Origin of the sequence: Streptacidiphilus anmyonensis (assembly GCF_000787855.1) — a bacterium.
Lineage (GTDB): Bacteria > Actinomycetota > Actinomycetes > Streptomycetales > Streptomycetaceae > Streptacidiphilus > Streptacidiphilus anmyonensis.
The window spans coordinates 13,069-28,700 of sequence record NZ_BBPQ01000063.1 but is presented as its reverse complement, the minus strand read 5'-3'; the positions used below and the strand labels follow the sequence as shown (position 1 = coordinate 28,700).

18 protein-coding genes are annotated in these 15,632 nt (G+C 70.7%); 9 read left to right on the top strand and 9 right to left on the bottom strand.

Annotation, left to right across the window (positions count from 1 at the left end; all coding sequences use genetic code 11):
* Positions 1-86: 86 nt before the first annotated feature.
* The 3 genes from TR50_RS33680 to budC all read right to left on the bottom strand — a co-directional run bounded on the left by TR50_RS33680 (position 87) and on the right by budC (position 1,866).
* A complete protein-coding gene (locus tag TR50_RS33680; protein WP_042431257.1) occupies positions 87-545 on the bottom strand; it encodes a cupin domain-containing protein in 459 nt (152 codons plus the stop codon).
* 68 nt (positions 546-613) lie between these two features.
* Positions 614-1,030, bottom strand: a complete 417-nt coding sequence (locus TR50_RS33675) for an ester cyclase (protein WP_042431255.1) — start codon at positions 1,028-1,030, stop codon at positions 614-616.
* A 50-nt stretch (positions 1,031-1,080) separates the two neighbouring features.
* Positions 1,081-1,866: a meso-2,3-butanediol dehydrogenase gene (gene budC, locus TR50_RS33670; RefSeq protein WP_042431253.1), complete on the bottom strand. Its 786-nt coding sequence runs from the start codon at positions 1,864-1,866 to the stop codon at positions 1,081-1,083.
* Positions 1,867-2,191: 325 nt separating this feature from the next.
* Between budC and TR50_RS49370 the strand changes: the two genes are divergently transcribed.
* Positions 2,192-2,992 carry a helix-turn-helix domain-containing protein gene (locus tag TR50_RS49370; RefSeq protein WP_236654699.1) on the top strand — a complete coding sequence of 267 codons (801 nt, stop codon included), beginning with the start codon at positions 2,192-2,194 and terminating at the stop codon, positions 2,990-2,992.
* 81 nt (positions 2,993-3,073) lie between these two features.
* Here TR50_RS49370 and TR50_RS33660 read toward each other — a convergent pair whose 3' ends face one another.
* Entirely contained in the window at positions 3,074-3,877 is an 804-nt protein-coding gene (locus TR50_RS33660) for a helix-turn-helix domain-containing protein (RefSeq protein ID WP_042431249.1), read from the bottom strand.
* Between the two features lie 136 nt (positions 3,878-4,013).
* On the opposite strand from TR50_RS33660, the gene TR50_RS33655 reads away from it, so the two are divergent.
* The gene (locus TR50_RS33655) at positions 4,014-4,757 is read left to right on the top strand and encodes an SDR family oxidoreductase (protein WP_042431247.1); all 744 of its coding nucleotides are present in this window, start codon (positions 4,014-4,016) and stop codon (positions 4,755-4,757) included.
* 5 nt (positions 4,758-4,762) lie between these two features.
* The gene (locus tag TR50_RS33650) at positions 4,763-5,149 is read left to right on the top strand and encodes a nuclear transport factor 2 family protein (RefSeq protein WP_236654698.1); all 387 of its coding nucleotides are present in this window, start codon (positions 4,763-4,765) and stop codon (positions 5,147-5,149) included.
* 61 nt (positions 5,150-5,210) lie between these two features.
* On the opposite strand, the gene TR50_RS33645 is transcribed toward TR50_RS33650, so the two are convergent.
* Positions 5,211-5,843 (bottom strand): TetR/AcrR family transcriptional regulator, encoded by a 633-nt coding sequence (locus TR50_RS33645; RefSeq protein WP_042431243.1) that lies wholly within the window; start codon positions 5,841-5,843, stop codon positions 5,211-5,213.
* 73 nt (positions 5,844-5,916) lie between these two features.
* Between TR50_RS33645 and TR50_RS33640 the strand changes: the two genes are divergently transcribed.
* The 3 genes from TR50_RS33640 to TR50_RS33635 all read left to right on the top strand — a co-directional run bounded on the left by TR50_RS33640 (position 5,917) and on the right by TR50_RS33635 (position 7,662).
* On the top strand, positions 5,917-6,516 hold the full coding sequence (locus TR50_RS33640; protein WP_236654697.1) for an MBL fold metallo-hydrolase: 600 nt from the start codon (positions 5,917-5,919) through the stop codon (positions 6,514-6,516).
* Positions 6,423-6,698: an MBL fold metallo-hydrolase gene (locus tag TR50_RS49365; RefSeq protein ID WP_236654704.1), complete on the top strand. Its 276-nt coding sequence runs from the start codon at positions 6,423-6,425 to the stop codon at positions 6,696-6,698. The genes TR50_RS33640 and TR50_RS49365 overlap by 94 nt, the downstream gene beginning before the upstream one ends.
* A 97-nt stretch (positions 6,699-6,795) precedes the next feature.
* On the top strand, positions 6,796-7,662 hold the full coding sequence (locus tag TR50_RS33635; RefSeq protein WP_042431241.1) for an oxidoreductase: 867 nt from the start codon (positions 6,796-6,798) through the stop codon (positions 7,660-7,662).
* A gap of 8 nt (positions 7,663-7,670) precedes the next feature.
* Here TR50_RS33635 and TR50_RS33630 read toward each other — a convergent pair whose 3' ends face one another.
* The gene (locus tag TR50_RS33630) at positions 7,671-9,113 is read right to left on the bottom strand and encodes an aldehyde dehydrogenase (protein ID WP_042431239.1); all 1,443 of its coding nucleotides are present in this window, start codon (positions 9,111-9,113) and stop codon (positions 7,671-7,673) included.
* 130 nt (positions 9,114-9,243) lie between these two features.
* Between TR50_RS33630 and TR50_RS33625 the strand changes: the two genes are divergently transcribed.
* The 3 genes from TR50_RS33625 to TR50_RS33615 all read left to right on the top strand — a co-directional run bounded on the left by TR50_RS33625 (position 9,244) and on the right by TR50_RS33615 (position 11,755).
* On the top strand, positions 9,244-9,801 hold the full coding sequence (locus TR50_RS33625; protein ID WP_042431237.1) for a TetR/AcrR family transcriptional regulator: 558 nt from the start codon (positions 9,244-9,246) through the stop codon (positions 9,799-9,801).
* A gap of 75 nt (positions 9,802-9,876) precedes the next feature.
* Positions 9,877-11,157, top strand: a complete 1,281-nt coding sequence (locus TR50_RS33620) for a low temperature requirement protein A (protein WP_052441648.1) — start codon at positions 9,877-9,879, stop codon at positions 11,155-11,157.
* 148 nt (positions 11,158-11,305) lie between these two features.
* The gene (locus TR50_RS33615; protein ID WP_052441647.1) at positions 11,306-11,755 is read left to right on the top strand and encodes a MarR family winged helix-turn-helix transcriptional regulator; all 450 of its coding nucleotides are present in this window, start codon (positions 11,306-11,308) and stop codon (positions 11,753-11,755) included.
* A 25-nt stretch (positions 11,756-11,780) separates the two neighbouring features.
* Here TR50_RS33615 and TR50_RS33610 read toward each other — a convergent pair whose 3' ends face one another.
* The 3 genes from TR50_RS33610 to TR50_RS33600 form a co-directional block, all read right to left on the bottom strand.
* Positions 11,781-12,386, bottom strand: coding sequence for a cysteine hydrolase family protein (locus TR50_RS33610; protein ID WP_042431235.1), 606 nt, complete (start codon positions 12,384-12,386; stop codon positions 11,781-11,783).
* Positions 12,387-12,422: 36 nt separating this feature from the next.
* Positions 12,423-13,865, bottom strand: a complete 1,443-nt coding sequence (locus TR50_RS33605; protein ID WP_084701413.1) for an MFS transporter — start codon at positions 13,863-13,865, stop codon at positions 12,423-12,425.
* Positions 13,866-14,085: 220 nt separating this feature from the next.
* On the bottom strand, positions 14,086-15,306 hold the full coding sequence (locus TR50_RS33600) for a low temperature requirement protein A (protein ID WP_042431291.1): 1,221 nt from the start codon (positions 15,304-15,306) through the stop codon (positions 14,086-14,088).
* Between the last annotated feature and the right edge of the window lie 326 nt (positions 15,307-15,632).

Here is a 15,632-nt window from a genome sequence, read left to right as displayed (position 1 = left end):
CGGCTGGCAGGAACCGTAGTCGGCACGGACACCTCGACGGGCCCGATGCCGTCGAGGAAGCAGGGGAGGTTCGAGGGTGGGTGCGCTCACGCGAAGTCGGTGGCCGGTTCGGTGGCGTAGTGGCTCATGGTCTCGATGGTGGTCTCGGGGGTGAGGGGGCGTCCGGCGGCGATCATGTCGCGCAGGTCGCGGAAGTAGTCGACGTACAGGTCGGGGGTGAAGGTGTTGAGCAGGACGGTGACGTGGTCGGTTGGGTTGGCGAAGGTGTGCGGGGCGCCGGGCGGGATCATGACGAGCGTTCCGGCGGGCGCGTCGTGCACGGTCTCGCCGACGGTGAAGCGGGCGGCGCCGGAGACGACGTAGAACCCTTCGTCGTGGCGGGCGTGGCGGTGCTGCGGCGGTCCTTCGGTGTGCGGGGCGAGCGTGATCTCCCCGATGCCCAGGCGGTGCCCGGTCGTACTGCCGTCCTCCAGGATCCGCATCACGGTCGGACCGAGCTGGATCGACTCGCCGGCCTCGGGGCCGACCACGGAGACGTCTGCCATCTGAACCTCCAGGGAAGAGAACTGGCCAACATGGTGAGGGGTGACAGGCCTCTGGTTGTTGGTGGACGTCAGCCCAGGGCACCGGTTTGGCGTAACAGCCCTGCCGCGTCGGCGACGGCCCAGTGCTCGGCCCACTTCCCGTCCCGGTAACGGACCAGATCCATCACCCGGAGCTCGATCGGGTTGCCCGAGGGCGGGACACTGAACCACGGGCCGGTGTGCCGGCCGCGGAGCACCTTGTGGGTGGCCACAAGATCGCCGTCCCCGATGCAGTGCAGGATCTCGATCCGCAGGTGCGAGAAGGCCATGTGCATGGCCGCCACGATCTCGCCGATCCCGGCCCGGTCGTCGGGTTGTCCTGGTTCGACGGTGTCGTTGCGAAAGTCGGGCTGGACCAGGTTCTCGATCAGTTCGAGGCGGCCGTTCTGCTGGACTTGTTCCACGAACAGCAGCATGCGCTGCACGTTGGACTCCGGGGTGCTCATGCCGTTTCTCCTTGTCTGACGGAGCGGTGGGATCGCAACGGCATTCGAGGTCAGGCGTCGACGGCGTAGAGGTTGGTCTGGCCGTCGGACGCGGTCAGGCCACCGTCGACGGTGATGTGCGCGCCGTTGACGTACGCGGCGTCGGGGCCGGCCAGGAACGCGATGACGGCGGCGACTTCGGCCGGTTCGCCGGCGCGGCGCATGGGCACGCGGTCGGCGAAGCGCCGCTGCAGTGCGGTCCCCTCGGCCATTGCGTCGCGGTAGTACGGGCGGCTGAGGGTGAGGCCGGGGTGGACGGCGTTGACCCGGATCCGTTGGCCGTGGTCCAGTGCCATCGAGTTGGTCAGGCTGGTCACGGCGCCCTTGGTCATGTTGTACGCGGCCTGGTTCCACTCACCGCGCAGCCCGGCCACCGAGCCGACGTTGACGATGCAACCTTGCACGGCTTCCAGATGGGGCAGCGCGGCGCGCGAGGCGAAGAACACGCCGTCGACGTTGGTTGCCAGCATGGTCCGGTAGCTGTCGACGTCGATCCGGTCCACGGTGCCCGGCATCGCGACAGCCGCGTTGTTGACCAGCACGTCCAGCCGACCGAACCGCTCGGCCGCCTCGTCCATCACTGCGGCCACGGCCGCCGCGTCCGAGACGTCCGCGACCCGGGGATGCATGCACGCCGCGTCCGGGCCGGTCTGCGCGGTCTGCTTCAACGTCGCCTCGGTGCGGCCCACGAGCACCACGGTGTACCCGTCGGCGGCGAACCGGTGCGCGGTCGCGGCCCCGATACCCGTGCCGGCTCCCGTGATAACCGCCACGTGGCCGGAGAACTGATGATCCATGAGCCTGTCGCCTTCCCATCCGTTCGCGCTGAACCGGGGATTGCCCCCACGAACGAGGCTAGGAAGACTGGGGGTCCGCGGGCTTGCACGACAGCGCCGGCCGAATGGAACATCGGCGCCACACAGACACGCACCGCCGCCACCGGATGTCAGGGGACGAACGGCGATGGATACCACCGGACCGGACGGCACGGAGTCACGCGCGTTCGCTGCGTTCCGGCAAGGGTGGGAGGCGGAGTTCGGCACCACCGCCCCTCTGCCGGCGTTCAGTCCGGCCACGCGAGGCGACTTCCGGGTCAGGAGCCGCGCGGTCCGGGTGCACGACGTGGCGGTCACCGACCTGCGCGGCGCGTCGGTCATCCGAACCGAGGGCCCCCTGGGCGGGCCGGAGGACGTGGTGCGGCTGTACGTCGTCAAACGCGGCGCCTGGACGCTCGGCGGCGCCCACGACGGAACCGAACACACCATCGCGGCCGGTCGGTTCCTGCTGAAGCACGTCGGGATCCCGTCGCACTTCGAAACCCTCCCCGACACGACGGCAAAGGTCCTGGTCCTTCCGGCGCCCCTGCTCACACCCCTGTTGGGCAACCGCGCCATCACCGGCGCAGCGGACACAGCCGAGGTGCGCCTGCTGACCGCACACACCAACATGCTCTACCAGACGATGCCGGACCTTGGCCCGGCCGGAGCGCAGGCTGCCCACAGCACCCTGATCGAGCTGGCCAAGGCGGTGGCCCGCAGCCGGTTCGACGACACCGAACCCCTGCTCGCGCCCGCCCTCGCCCAAGCGGCCAAGGACCTCGCCGACACCCGCCTGACCGACCCGGGACTGTCGGCGGTGGTACTGGCAAGGGAGTTGAACGTGTCCCTCCGCACCCTGCAACGCGCGTTCGCCGCGATCGGCGATTCGGTGATCTCATACATTCGGCGAAGGCGGCTTGAAGAGGCCCGGCTCGCGCTCGCCACACCGTCCGGCCGCGGCCGACTCAGCATCTCGGAACTCGCGGCGCACTGGCAGTTCTCGGACAGCAGCCACTTCATTCGCACCTTCAAGAAGCACTACGGCTGCACGCCGAGTGAGTACGCCCGGTTCCAGGCGTCGCCCGGTGCCCGGATCATTCGGTGAGGCAGCCGGTCGACGACGTGCGTTGATGACTTCCCCCCGCTGCTCGTCGGCAGCGGTCCGATGGGCACGGACGACTCTGCGTCAGGCGAGCAGAGCAAGGCGGTGGGCGTCGGAACTGGCGGGCACTGCGGTGCCGACCAGGAGGTACTGGCCGGGCGCGTCCTGTACCTCGAAGGTCTGGTAGGTGAGGGTCAGCAGTCCCGCCCGGGGATGGTTGAAGGTCTTGGTCTTGCTGCCCAACCGGCTGACGTCCTGATGGCTCCACAGTGCCGCAAACTCGTCGCTCTCCGTGAGGAGGGCATCGATCAGGGCGGCAGTGCGGGGGTCGTGCCGGTCATGGCCGTAGGCCAGCCGTAGGGCGGCGACGGTGTCGCGGGCCACCGTGCACCAGTCGGCGAAGAGTTCGCGGGCCGCTGGGTCGCAGAAGAGGGAGCGGGCCATGCAGCGGGGGTTCGCGAGCGGGGCGAGCAGGGCGTCGGCCAGGGCGTTCGTGGCGAGGATGTCCAGGCGTCGGTTGATCACGTAAGTCACCGCCGCCGGGAAGGCGTTCATGAGCTGCAGGAGCTCGGGGGCAACCTGCTCCTCATCCGGGGACGGGCTCTCGGGCCCGGGCGCGAGCCCGGCCAGGCGGTAGGCGTGCCACCAGGCGTCGGAGTCCAGGTGCAGCGCCCGTGCGAGGGCGTCGAGGACCTGGCCGGAAGGATGCCGTTCGCGGCCCTGCTCCAGGCGGGCGTAGTAGTCGGCGCTGACCCCGGCCAGGACGGCGACCTCTTCGCGTCGTAGTCCGCTGACCCGGCGGGCTTGGGAGCAGGGCAGGCCCGCGTCGGCCGGGCTGAGGCGAGCGCGACGCGCGAGCAGGAATGCGCCCAGTTCGTTGCCGCTCATGTCTGGATCGTACGTCGCCGGTTCCTAGGAGTGGCGCACCCAGGAAGACCCGTCCTGCCGCTTGCGCACGATCGGACACATGCTGGCAGGGCCGGCCCACCCAGCAGGCGGCCACCGAGATGTCGAAGGGCAGAACATGACCAACGCTTCCTCTGGGCTCCCCCCGAAGGTGGTCCTGATCACCGGGGCCAGCAGCGGTATTGGCGAGGCCACGGCCAGACGGCTCGCCGCGGCGGGCCACCATGTGGTGCTCGGGGCTCGGCGCACCGGCCGTCTCGCCGTTCTCGCCAAGGAAATCGAGGAGCGGGACGGTAGTGCCTTGGCCCATGACCTGGACGTGACCGATCCGGCCAGTGTGGAGTCCTTCGTCGCAGCCGCCCACGGCCGGTACGGCCGCGTCGACGTCCTGGTCAACAACGCAGGTGTGATGCCGCTGTCGCGTCTGGACGCACTGCGGTTCGACGAGTGGAATCGCATGATCGACGTGAACCTGCGCGGAGTTCTGCACGGCATCGCCGCCGTCCTGCCGATCATGAACGCCCAGGGTACCGGGCACATCGTGAACATCTCCTCGGTCTCGGGGCTGAGAGTCGACCCGACAGCGGCCGTCCACAGCGCCACCAAGCACGCCGTGCACGCCCTCTCGGAGGGCCTGCGCCAGGAGAGCCGGGAACTGCGAGTCACCGTGATCAGTCCGGGCCTGACCCGGAGCGAGTTGACCGGGTCCATCGGCGACAGCGGCGTCAAGGACGCGGTGGAGGCACAGATGGGTATCGCGATCCCCGCCGCCGCGATCGGTGAAGCGGTCCTGTTCGCTATCTCCCAGCCCGCCGAGGTGGACGTCAATGAACTGGTCGTCCGGCCGACGGCCCAAGGATGAGCAGCGTGAAAACACGTCGTGGAAGGGCGGCATCGATGGTTACCGAGCAGCAGGTACGCGCCTGGGTCGAGGGATACGTGCTGGCCTGGACGTCCGGCGGTAAGAAGGACATCGCCGCGCTGTTCACTCCGCAGGCCGAATACCACGAATGGCCTTACGAAACCGACTGGGTGGGCCGCGAGGCGATCATCGCTGGCTGGCTCGGCCGCGCACCGTGGCAGGAGGGCGGCTGGGACTTCGAGTGGTTCCTCCTCGCCATCAACGGGGACACCGCGGCAATCGAGGGCACCGGCCGCTACAAGGAACTTGGTACCTTCGCCAATCTGTGGACCGTGACCCTCGACAAGAACGGCAAGTGCACTACGTTCCGCATGTGGAACAACCCGGTCTGAGGCGTTCCCGTTCGTGGGCGGGCGCAGCGCTGGCCACGGCCCCGGGCCCGAACTGGCTGGATCACAGCAGCGTGGCGGTGAGCATGTCGGCCAGCCAGCGCTGGTAGGCGTCGCCGTCCCAGCCGGCCTCCACGGTGAGCTTCGCGAAGAGCGCGGTCGTCGTGAGAGCCCAGCAGGCATCCGTGGCGTGGACCGGGTCGGCGCCCGTGCGCAGCGCGCCGTGGTCGGCGAGGTGGTCGACGAACGCGCGGACCGCCACCCGCCGCTCCTGCTCGCCGGTCGCCAGCACGGCGGCGCCCTCCGGGCCCGCCTGGGCCAGCAGTGTCGCCAGCGGAGTCACTCGCTGATGGATGGCCCGGACAGTGCCGGCGAACAGCCACACCTTCTTCGCGGGCTCGTCGGCGGCGAGCACCTCGCGTGCCTGCTTGCGGTCGAGCATGGCCACGGGCTCGTCGTCGCCCGCCAGGGTGATGTCCCACAGTGCCTTGACCAGTCCCTCCTTGCCGCCGAACGTCTTGTAGACGGTCTCGGCCGAGACGCCGGCGCGGTCGGCGACCGCGCGGATCGTGGCGGCCTTGAAGCCGTCGGCGACGAGCAGCTCGCCGAAGGCCCGGACCACGGCCGTGCGGGTACGCCGCGCAGCGGCGGCGCGCCGGGTGGAGTCGTACGGCTTGCGGCCCGGTGTAGACGGCATGGAGCATGGCCCCCAGAGATTGGATACAGTTGACTGTAGTCAAATATTTGACGCGCGCAGCAGTGAGGGGATCATGTCTCGTCGCACGCAGCCCGATCGAGTCCAGCAGGTCGCCCCCGCTGTCGAACGCCTCGGCGACGACATGGTCAACTTCTTCCTGGTCGACCACCCCGACGGCCTAGTGCTGGTCGACGCCGGGCTCCCCGGCCACCTGGGGCAACTGCAGGAACACCTGGCCCGCTCCGGCAGATCCCTGCGCGACATCAAGGCCGTCCTGCTCACCCACGGCCACCTGGACCACACCGGACTGGCCACCGCCGCCCAGCAGGCCGGCGCGGACCTCTGGATCCACGAAGCCGACGCGGCGATCCTCGCCGACGGACCCCGCAGTGCCATGCGCCACGCGAAGCCCGAACGCTCCATGCTCCCGTACCTGCTACGCCGTCCCGCAGCGATCAGCGGCCCGCTGCACCTGGCCCGACTGGGCGGCTTCAACGGCAAACCGGTGCACGGCGCGCACAGGTTCCAAGGCGACCACCACTTCGACGAGATCCCCGTGGCCGGCCACAGGCCGTCGCCCTGCCCGGCCACACCCAGGGCACCGTCGCCTACCACTTCCCAGCGCTCGGCGTGCTGTTCACCGGCGACGCCCTGGTCACCCGCGAGGACATGACCGGGCACACGGGCCCGTCCCTGGTCTCCCGCGGCTTCACCCACGACGGCGCCGCGGCCCTCGCCTCCCTCGACCGGCTCGCCGAACTGCCACCGGCACTGCTCCTGCCCGGCCACGGCCCCGCCTTCGCCGACGGACCGCAAGCGGCCGCCACCCAGGCGCGCCACGTCGGACTGCACTGAGCTCCGCACGCCACCTCGAACGAAGATCATCCATCGGACCACTGTCCTCGCGCGCGGTTCCGGGCCCGGCGAGAGCACGGACAAGAAAGGGCACACCATGACCAGCACCGCTCCCGGCGGCACCCTGCCCCTCGCCGACGACCTCACTCTGAGCCGGATGGGCTACGGCGCGATGCAGCTGGCCGGTCCCGGGGTCTTCGGACCGCCCAAGGACCGCGACCAGGCCCTGACGGTGCTGCGCGAGGCCGTCGAACGGGGCATCACCCACATCGACACCAGCGACTACTACGGTCCCTACGTCGTCAACGAGCTCATCAGGGAAGCCCTGCACCCGTACCCGGCGGACCTGCGCATCGTCACCAAGGTCGGGGCCAGGCGGGACGAGACCGGCGGCTGGCTCCCGGCGCAGCGACCCGCAGAACTGACCGCCCAGGTCCACGACAACCTCCGGCGCCTCGGCCTCGACACCCTGGATGTCGTCAACCTGCGCATCGCCTCCTTCGACGGCCCGTCCGAAGGCTCCATCGCCGAGCAGTTCGGCACCCTGGCCGACCTGCGCCGCCAGGGCCTGATCCGCCATCTCGGGCTCAGCGGAACCACGGACACCCAGCTCACCGAGGCACAGGCCATCGCCCCGGTGGTCACCGTGCAGAACCTCTACAACCTCGCCCACCGCAAGGACGACGCACTCGTGGACCGCTGCGCCGCCGAGAACATCGCCTTCGCTCCCTTCTTCCCCCTCGGCGGCTTCCAGCCGCTCCAGTTCCAGACCCTCACCGACACCGCCACCGAACTCGACGCCTCTCCGCAGCAGGTCGCCTTGGCCTGGCTGCTCCAGCGCTCGCTCACCACCGTGCTGATCCCGGGCACCTCCTCCCCGGCCCATCTGCGCGAGAACATCGCCGCCGCCGCCCTGTCGCTGCCCGCCGACGCGGTCGCCCGACTCGACGCCATGAGCCGGTAGAGCGCAGATCAGAGGGTGACGGTCTTGTACTCGAGGTAGGTGTTCAGGCCGGCGAAGCCGTACTCGCGCCCGATTCCGCTGGCCTTGAACCCGCCGAACGGGCCGTCGAAGCCGACCGGGGCACCGTTGATCGTGACGGTGCCGGTGCGGATGCGGCGGGCGACGGCCAGGGCGTGTTCTTCGTCGGCGGACCACACGCCGCCGGACAGGCCGTACTCGGAGTCGTTGGCGATGCGCACGGCGTCGTCCTCGTCCTCGTAGGCGATGACGACCAGCACCGGGCCGAAGATCTCCTCCTGGGCGATGCGCATCGCGTTGTCGACGTCGGCGAAGACGGTCGGGGTGACGTAGTAGCCCCGCTCCAGTCCGGCCGGTACCTGCGGGCCTCCGGTGACCAGGCGGGCGCCCTCCTTGATGCCGGTCTCGATGTAGTCGCGCACGCGCTGTTGCTGGTCGCGGCGGATCATCGGGCCGACGAAGGTGTCCGGGTCCTGCGGGTCGCCCACCTTCAGAGTCTCGACGACCTGCTTGACGGCGCCGACGACCTCCTCGTAGCGGCTGCGCGGGGCGAGGATGCGGGTCTGTGCGATGCACGCCTCGCCGTTGTTGAGCAGGCAGGAGAAGGCGAGGCCGGCGGTGAACTTGGCCAGGTCGGCGTCGGGCAGGACGATGGCGGCGGACTTGCCGCCGAGTTCCAGGCTGACCCGCTTGAGCTGCTGGCCGGCGATGGAGGCGATCCGGCGTCCGGCGCCGGTCGACCCGGTGAAGGCGATCTTGTCGACGCCCGGGTGGGACACCAGGTGCTCGCTGGTCTCGCGGTCGGCTGGCAGCACGCTGATGGTGCCCGCGGGCAGCCCGCACTCGGCCAGCAGGTCGGCGAGCAGGCCCATGCTCAGGGAGTTCTCCGGCGAGACCTTCAGGACGACCGTGTTCCCGGCCAGGAGCGCTGGGATGATCTTCGCAAGGGCTGCGGAGAACGGCGAGTTCCACGGGATGACCGCGGCCACGACGCCGATGGGCTCGCGGCGCACCAGGCTGCGCACGGTGGCCGCGGGATCCGTCGGCGCCAGGGTCTCCTCCCAGGCCAGGTCCTCGGCGGCCTTCAGGTAGGCGGCCGCCTGGCGGGACAGAGACGGCTGCCCGGCCCGGGTGAACCAGCCGGCGGACCCGTTCTCCGCGGTGATCACGGCCGCGATGTGCTCGGCGCGCGCCTCGCGCAGGGCGTTCAGGCGGCGCAGCACCGCGATCCGCTCGGCAGGCGGCATGTTCGGCCAGGTGCCCGCGTCGAAGGCCGCGCGGGCGGCGGCCACCGCTCGGTCCACGTCGGCCGGGCGGGCCTGGGCGGCGCGCCCGACGAGCGATTCGTCGTGCGGGGACAGGATGTCGAGCAGGTTCGGGTCGCTCGGCTCGGCCCACGTGCCGCCGATGAACAGTCCGTCGTAGGTGATCATGATCGTCCTCTCGGTCTGGGGCGAAGGGCTTCACTAACTGGCACATTAATGTAGCACTTAGAGGCGTTACTCACTCATGCGAGTGACAGAACCATCTCCATTCGCCTCATCGATGTCTATACTCGGGGGCATGAGAGCGGACGCAGCGCGCAACCTCGAACTTCTCCTGAGCACCGGGGCACGGATGCTCGCCGAGGACCCCTCGGCGAGCATCGCCGCCATCGCGGCGCGGGCGGGCGTGGACCGGCGCACCGTCTACCGGCGCTTCGCCTCGCGCGAAGAGCTCCTGGCCGCCGTCTACCAGGCCCGCTACGACGCGGTCGAGCAGGCCGTCGAGGCCGCCCGGCTCGACCAGGCGCCCGTCGCGGTCGCCCTGCACCGCTACGTCGAGGGGATCATCGCGGCCAACCGGACATGGCCGGTGGAAACCAGCCGCCTGTACGCCGAGGAGACGATCCGCGAGCGCCGCCGGCACCTGATCGACCAGGTCAACGCCTTCCTGCAACGCGCCACGCACGAGGGGCTGCTGCGCGCCGACCTACCGCCCGGCTGGGTGGCGGCGCTTCTTCCGCCGCTGATGCGACACGCCGCCGAGAACCTCCCCGACCTCAGTCCCGCACAGGCCGCCGACGTCGTGGTCGACACGTTGCTGCGCGGCGTCGGCGCCCCCTTGCCTACGGCGAGGTGACCCGGCATGGGCACGCAAGACCCCGCCGCGCCGGATGGTCCGCCCCCTGGCCGGGCATCGTCCCCGGGGCGTCCGGTGGGCAGCGGGGACGGCCCCGGCGAGCCGGGATCCGGGCCGGTCGAGACCGCCGCCTGGCGCAGCCCGACGATGACCGGCGAGTCCCACCGGGTGACCTCCTTCGAGATCTTCTTCGACCTGGTTTTCGTCTTCGCGATCACGCGGGTGGGCTCGTTCATGGCCCGCTCGCTCACGGCCACCACCCTGGCCCGGGGACTGATCCTGCTGTTGCTGCTGTGGTGGTCCTGGACGGCCTACGTCTGGCTGGGCAATCGGGTGCGCACCGACCAAGGACTGGTCCGGGCCGGGATGCTGGTGGTGATGGCCGCGCTGTTCATCGCCGCCCTGGTGATGCCGGACGCGTGGAGCCACCACACCGGAACGGTGAACGCGCCGCTGATCCTGGCCGCGGCCTTCATCCTGGTGCGACTGGTCTACTTCGGCCTGCATCTGACCGCCGCCGCCCAGGACAGCCGACTACGCGCCCAGTTGCTGGCTGACGCGATCCCGCAGACCTTCTCACTGGCCCCCCTGATCGCCGGGGCCGTGCTCGCGGGGGCCTGGCAGACCGCGTTGTGGGCCCTCGCGTTCACCATCGACTTCGGCGGGGGCTGGATCGCCTCCCGCGTGGGCGGGTGGAACGTCCGAAGCCCCGGGCACTTCGCAGAACGCCACCGCATGGTCCTGATCATCGTGTTGGGCGAATCCCTGATCTCCGCTGGAACAGGCGCTGGGGACTCGGTCTCGCGCACCACCGTGCTGGTCGCCGCCGCACTCGGCTTTGTGGCCGTCGTCTGCCTGTGGCGGCTCTACTTCGAGCACCTCGCCGCCGCTGCCGAGGACGCGCTGGAGCACGCATCCCCAGCACGCCGAGCCCGGATGGCCCGTGACGCCTACACCATGGTCCACTTCCTGCTCATCGTCGGCGTCCTCTACCTGGCGCTCGGTGCCCGGGAAGTGCTCACGGCGGTGACCGGCAGCGTATCCAACCTCGGTATCCCGCTGGACTGGCCCGCGCTCACCGGCCTGTACGCGGGGACCGCCGTATACCTGGCGGGGCTTGCGGCCTTCACCAGGCTGACCGTCCAGTACGTGCCGCGCGCGCAACTCGCCGTCGGCGCGGGGCTGCTGATCCTGCTCCCCGTGGCCCGTCACCTGTCGGCGCTGTCAGCGCTCACCGTGGTCAGCGTCGCGCTCATCGCGGTGACTGCCTTCGAGCGGCGGGTAGTGGCCCCGAAGTCAGACGGGGACGGTGGCAATACTGAGGCTCCCGAGCCGAAGGGTGCCGATTCCGTGTGACGGCGCCACGCCGCCACTCCACGGCGTCGCCAAGGCGGGCCAGGTCGAGTTTGGCCGCTGCCTGAATCCGGTTCGCCGGGTCGCACGCGGCGGGCTGTGCCGCCCCGTCGGGATCAAGCATCACGTATCGGCTGTCTATGCTGACCTGGTGAGCAGCGAATCCGTCCCGGCCGAGACCGTGGCCGTCGAGTTGATGCGTGCCATGACGCGCTTGCGGGCGCGTCTGCGCAGGGAGGCGCCGATCGAGGATCTGCCATGGAACTGGTCGCACCTGACCGCACTTCACCGCATCGTCGACGAGGGGCCGCTGACGGCCAGCGATCTCGCCCAGGCCGAGCACGTGCGGCGGCAGTCGATGGCCGAGACGCTGGCCGCCTTGCGGGAGGGCGGGCTCGTGATCGCGGCCAAGGATCCCAGCGACGGCCGCAAGGTGCTGTTCAGTGCCACCCCGTCCGGGCGGGCACTGACCGAGCGGATCCCCGCCGCCCGGGAGGCCTGGTTGTCGGCTGCCGTCTCGTCGTCCTTGCGGGACCAGGAGCGTCGCACGTTGCACCAGGCGGCGGAGATCATGAACCGACTTGCCGACGCCGGGTCCTGACGGGCCCGCGCGCGACGGCGGAGTCTCAGGCGCTGCTCAGGTTGGCCAGGTCGGTGGTGGTGATCATCTCGGCCTGGTGGGGGAAGACCTTCTCGGTCAGGACTCGGTGCACCTCGGGGTCCGTGTCGCCGGTGGCGTCGGTGAGTACGAACAGGCGGTAGTCCTCGTCGGCGGCCTGCCGCAGGGTGGTGAGGACCACTCCGCTGGTGGTCAGGCCGCCCAGGATCAGCGTGTCGATGCCTCGCTGAAGCAATTGCGCCCGCAGGTCGGTGTCGCTGGCGAAGGCGCTGATCCGGACCTTGCGGATGGTCAGGTCCCGCTCGTGGACCTTGAGAGAGTCGTGCAGGGCCGTCGCGGGAGTGCCGTCTTCGAGCCAACCTGCCCGGGCGGCCTGGGCGAAGGTCTTGTTGCGGTCGGGCACCGCGGCGGCGTCCGCGGGAGTGAGCGCGACGCGCACGAAGACGACCTGGACGTCGTGGGTGCGGGCCCAGCCGAGTGCCTCGGAGGCGCGGGCCAGCACGTCGGCCGAGCCGGGGACGGCGGCGAGGACGGCGGGCTGGAAGTCCATGAGCAGCAGTGCGGTGCGGGTGGGGTCGATAGCGGTGGCGGTGGTGTGCGGGACGGAGGTCATGTCTGTCTTTCGTTCGTTGGCGGTGGTGGTCGGGGGTCAGTCGGTCTGGGTTGCGTCGGCACGGGCCAGTCGGCGGTCGCCGACGGTGATGGCGAGGACGAGGGCGGCGATCAGGACCAGCGCCCAGCTGATGTGGTGCAGGCCGGTGTCGGTCACGTGACGGTGGAAGGCCGTGCCGGTGATCGCCGCGGAGGCGATCGATCCGACGTAGCCGAAGGTGCGCAGCAGTCCGGCGGCGGTGCCTACCGTGGCGGCGGGGCATTCCTGGTAGAGCACGGTCTGGTTGGCGACCGAGGCGATGCCGGAGGTGATCCCGAACAGTGCGCTCACCGCGACGACCACGGCCATGGGGGTGCTGGTGCCGATGGTGAGCATGGCCAGCGCGCCGGCCAGCAGCAGGACAGCGCAGGCGATCAGCGGCCGGCGGACCCGGGTGAGTCGGGCCACCGCTCGCGCGGTCACGGCGGTGAGGGCACCCGTCGGCAGCAGGGCCAGCCCGGCCTGGTAGGCGGACAGGCCGCGCGCCGCCTCCAGCCACTGGGTGAGCCCGTAGAGGATCACGTACGTCCCCAGCAGGGTCAGCCCGTTGCGCAGGTAGGTGCGGGTCAGGGCCGCGTTGGCGACCAGCAGCCGCACGTCAAGGAAGGGCTGGGTGGCGCGCAGTTCCCAGGCCGTCAGTGCGACGGCGAGCAGCAGCGCGGCGGCCAGGGCCGGCCAGGCGGGGTGCGGAAGAGCGTTGAGGAAGACGACGAGGGTGGTGAGCGAGCCGCCGAACAGCAGCATGCCGGGCAGGTCGATGCGGGCGGAGAGCGCGCGGGGCGAGCCGATCCGCACGGGCTGCGGGTCGGGAGCGACCCAGGCGAATGCCATGACCAGGGCGGCGCTCGCGACCGGGATGTTGATCCAGAAGGCAGCTTGCCAGCCGCACCAGCCGACCAGCAGTCCGCCGAGGGCTGGGCCCACGGCGACGGTGGCGGCACCGGTCACGGCCAGCCCGCCCAGGACCGCGCGGGGCGGGGCCTGGAGCCCGGCGCGCTGCGCTCGGCGCCGGATCAGCAGCATCGCGGAGGGATAGCCTGCCGACGTGCCCGCGCCGACCAGCACTCGGGCCACGATCAGCAGCGGCAGCGCGTGGGCCAGCGAGCCGACCACGCCGCCCGCGAGCACCAGCAGGATGCCCGCGACGAAGACCCGCCGCGGTCCGAACTCCTCGGCGAGCCGCCCCGCGGCGGGCTGGGCCAGGGCGCAGGTGAGGTAGAGGCTGGAGATGAGGATCGCGGTGTCTCCCACCGCCAGGTGCAGCGCCGCTGCGAGAGACACCAGCGCGGTCGCGATGATCGAGCTGTTGACCGGGTTGAGCGCCGCCCCGAGGTACAGCGGCGAGACGAAGCGCCGACCGAAGGGGTTTTGCGTCGGCGCGGGTGGGCCGACCGCTGGGGCCACCTCGGTGGTGGTGGCGGTGCCATCGGCGACGGGCACGACGGGCTCCTTCCCTTGGATGCGTGCGAGGGCGCGCCTGTCGGACAAAATGCGCAGGCTACCTGACAAACATAGCAGGCTGCCTGCCTATTCCAAGGGGTGCGGTGTCCGCTGGCATCCACTGTCGCGCGACGAGGACTTCCTCCGGTGGAGCTGGCGGCGTCCGGGCGGGGTCGGCGCCCGGACAAAGGCAGTCCCTGCCGCCGGAGAGCGGTCTGCACTACTCGGGGGACGGTGGCGGCGTCTCCTCTTGGCCCAGGCGGTACACCACGGCGACCGTCCAGGGGATGCTGAAGAGCGCGACCAACGCCAGGCCGAGGACCAGTGGTGCGGGTCGGGCCGCGCCGACGCCGAGGAAGGCTACGGCCGTTGCGGCGCAGGTCCGCGACAGTCTGCGGTACAGCTGCCCCTGGCCGTGCCACGCCGCCAGTGCGGCGGCGACCACCATGGTGGCGACCTGCACCGTCGCCGCGCCCCCCGCCAGCACCCATGCGGTGGGTGCCGCGGTGTGGGCGGCGTGCGCGTGCTCGACCAGGCCGACCATGGCGGCGCCCATCGCGGCCACGGCGGCGGTGAGCGGCAGATGGGCGAGCATCCACTGCGCTGTGGCGCGGGGTGTGGACCTGGGTTCGCGGTGGCCCGCGAAGTCGAAGTAGGTCCACCAGGCGCCGAACCCGACGACGACGCAGGTCAGGGCGACGGCGAGGGTGAGCGCATTGACCGGTTCGGCGGCGAGCCCGGTGACCACGCCGGTCACGGTCTCGCCCAGCACGATGATGATGAGCAGCCCGAAGCGTTCGATGAGCGCGTCGGTGACGGTCAGCAGCGTTGGCACGCCGGGCGCGGCCCGCAGGATCGCTGCGGCGAAACCCGCCAGATAGAGGAGGTCGAGCAGTCCCCAGGTCCACACCCGCACGCCGGCGGGGAACAGGGCGCTCGCGGCCAGGACGACGGCGCACGCGACGGTCCCGGCCACGAAGAGCCGGCTGGAACGCCGGTATTCGGGCCGGTCGCCCCGCGAGGCCAGCAGCCACAGCAGCGCCAGCACCGCGAACCCGATCCCCGCCGTGACCGCGAAGGCCGCGCCCAGCACGCCGTCGGCCTCGGGGATAAAGGCGCCCAGCGGGACCAGGACCAGGATCTGGAGCAGGAAGGTGGTCCGGGCGCGCGCGTCCTCACGGCCGTGCAGTTCGTGGTGCAGGCTCCCGTTGGCCCACATGATCCACACCAGCCCGAAAACGGCGGTGTACGCGCCGATGCCGCGCCAGGTGAGCTGCCCGGCAAGGTGGTGGGCCGCCTGCGCGACCAGGACCACCACGACCAGGTCGTAGAAGAGTTCGAGCGGGCCGACGACGCGTTCGCGTGGTTGCGCGCCGTGGGGGCGCGGTGGCTGCCACAGACCGCGACGAACCCTCCGCCACAGCGTCGTTTGCCCGCTCACGGAGGCGACGCCTTCGTCCCTCATCAGATGTCAGCTCCCCAGTGCTGGCGTTCGTGTGGCGCTCCTGGCCGGACCGCCGACCCGGAGTCTGAGCGCGCTGTCCGGGCGTGCGGGTGCCGGGTTTTGGTCCAGTCGATCACCCTTGGGTGCTCGGCGAATAGCCACACGCCGTTCGGCTCTCGGCAGGAGATGGCGCTCGGTCGCTCGAGTGGGTCGAGCTCTTGCCGGTGCTCCGGTGGTCGACCATGCGCCCGGATGTCCGGAGCCCGTGCCGTCCGCCTGTTGGCCAAGTTGCTGCGGCGTCAGTCGTTTCCGGGAAGCGCGAG

Bases quoted from the DNA above. Each gene is read 5' to 3' on its own strand.
- TR50_RS33640 (WP_236654697.1), top strand. From the start codon at position 5,917: ATGTCTCGTCGCACGCAGCCCGATCGAGTCCAGCAGGTCGCCCCCGCT.
- TR50_RS33610 (WP_042431235.1), bottom strand. From the start codon at position 12,386: ATGACCTCCGTCCCGCACACCACCGCCACCGCTATCGACCCCACCCGC.
- TR50_RS33635 (WP_042431241.1), top strand. From the start codon at position 6,796: ATGACCAGCACCGCTCCCGGCGGCACCCTGCCCCTCGCCGACGACCTC.
- budC (WP_042431253.1), bottom strand. From the start codon at position 1,866: ATGGATCATCAGTTCTCCGGCCACGTGGCGGTTATCACGGGAGCCGGC.
- TR50_RS33655 (WP_042431247.1), top strand. From the start codon at position 4,014: ATGACCAACGCTTCCTCTGGGCTCCCCCCGAAGGTGGTCCTGATCACC.
- TR50_RS33645 (WP_042431243.1), bottom strand. From the start codon at position 5,843: ATGCCGTCTACACCGGGCCGCAAGCCGTACGACTCCACCCGGCGCGCC.
- TR50_RS33680 (WP_042431257.1), bottom strand. From the start codon at position 545: ATGGCAGACGTCTCCGTGGTCGGCCCCGAGGCCGGCGAGTCGATCCAG.
- TR50_RS33660 (WP_042431249.1), bottom strand. From the start codon at position 3,877: ATGAGCGGCAACGAACTGGGCGCATTCCTGCTCGCGCGTCGCGCTCGC.
- TR50_RS33675 (WP_042431255.1), bottom strand. From the start codon at position 1,030: ATGAGCACCCCGGAGTCCAACGTGCAGCGCATGCTGCTGTTCGTGGAA.
- TR50_RS33625 (WP_042431237.1), top strand. From the start codon at position 9,244: ATGAGAGCGGACGCAGCGCGCAACCTCGAACTTCTCCTGAGCACCGGG.
- TR50_RS33630 (WP_042431239.1), bottom strand. From the start codon at position 9,113: ATGATCACCTACGACGGACTGTTCATCGGCGGCACGTGGGCCGAGCCG.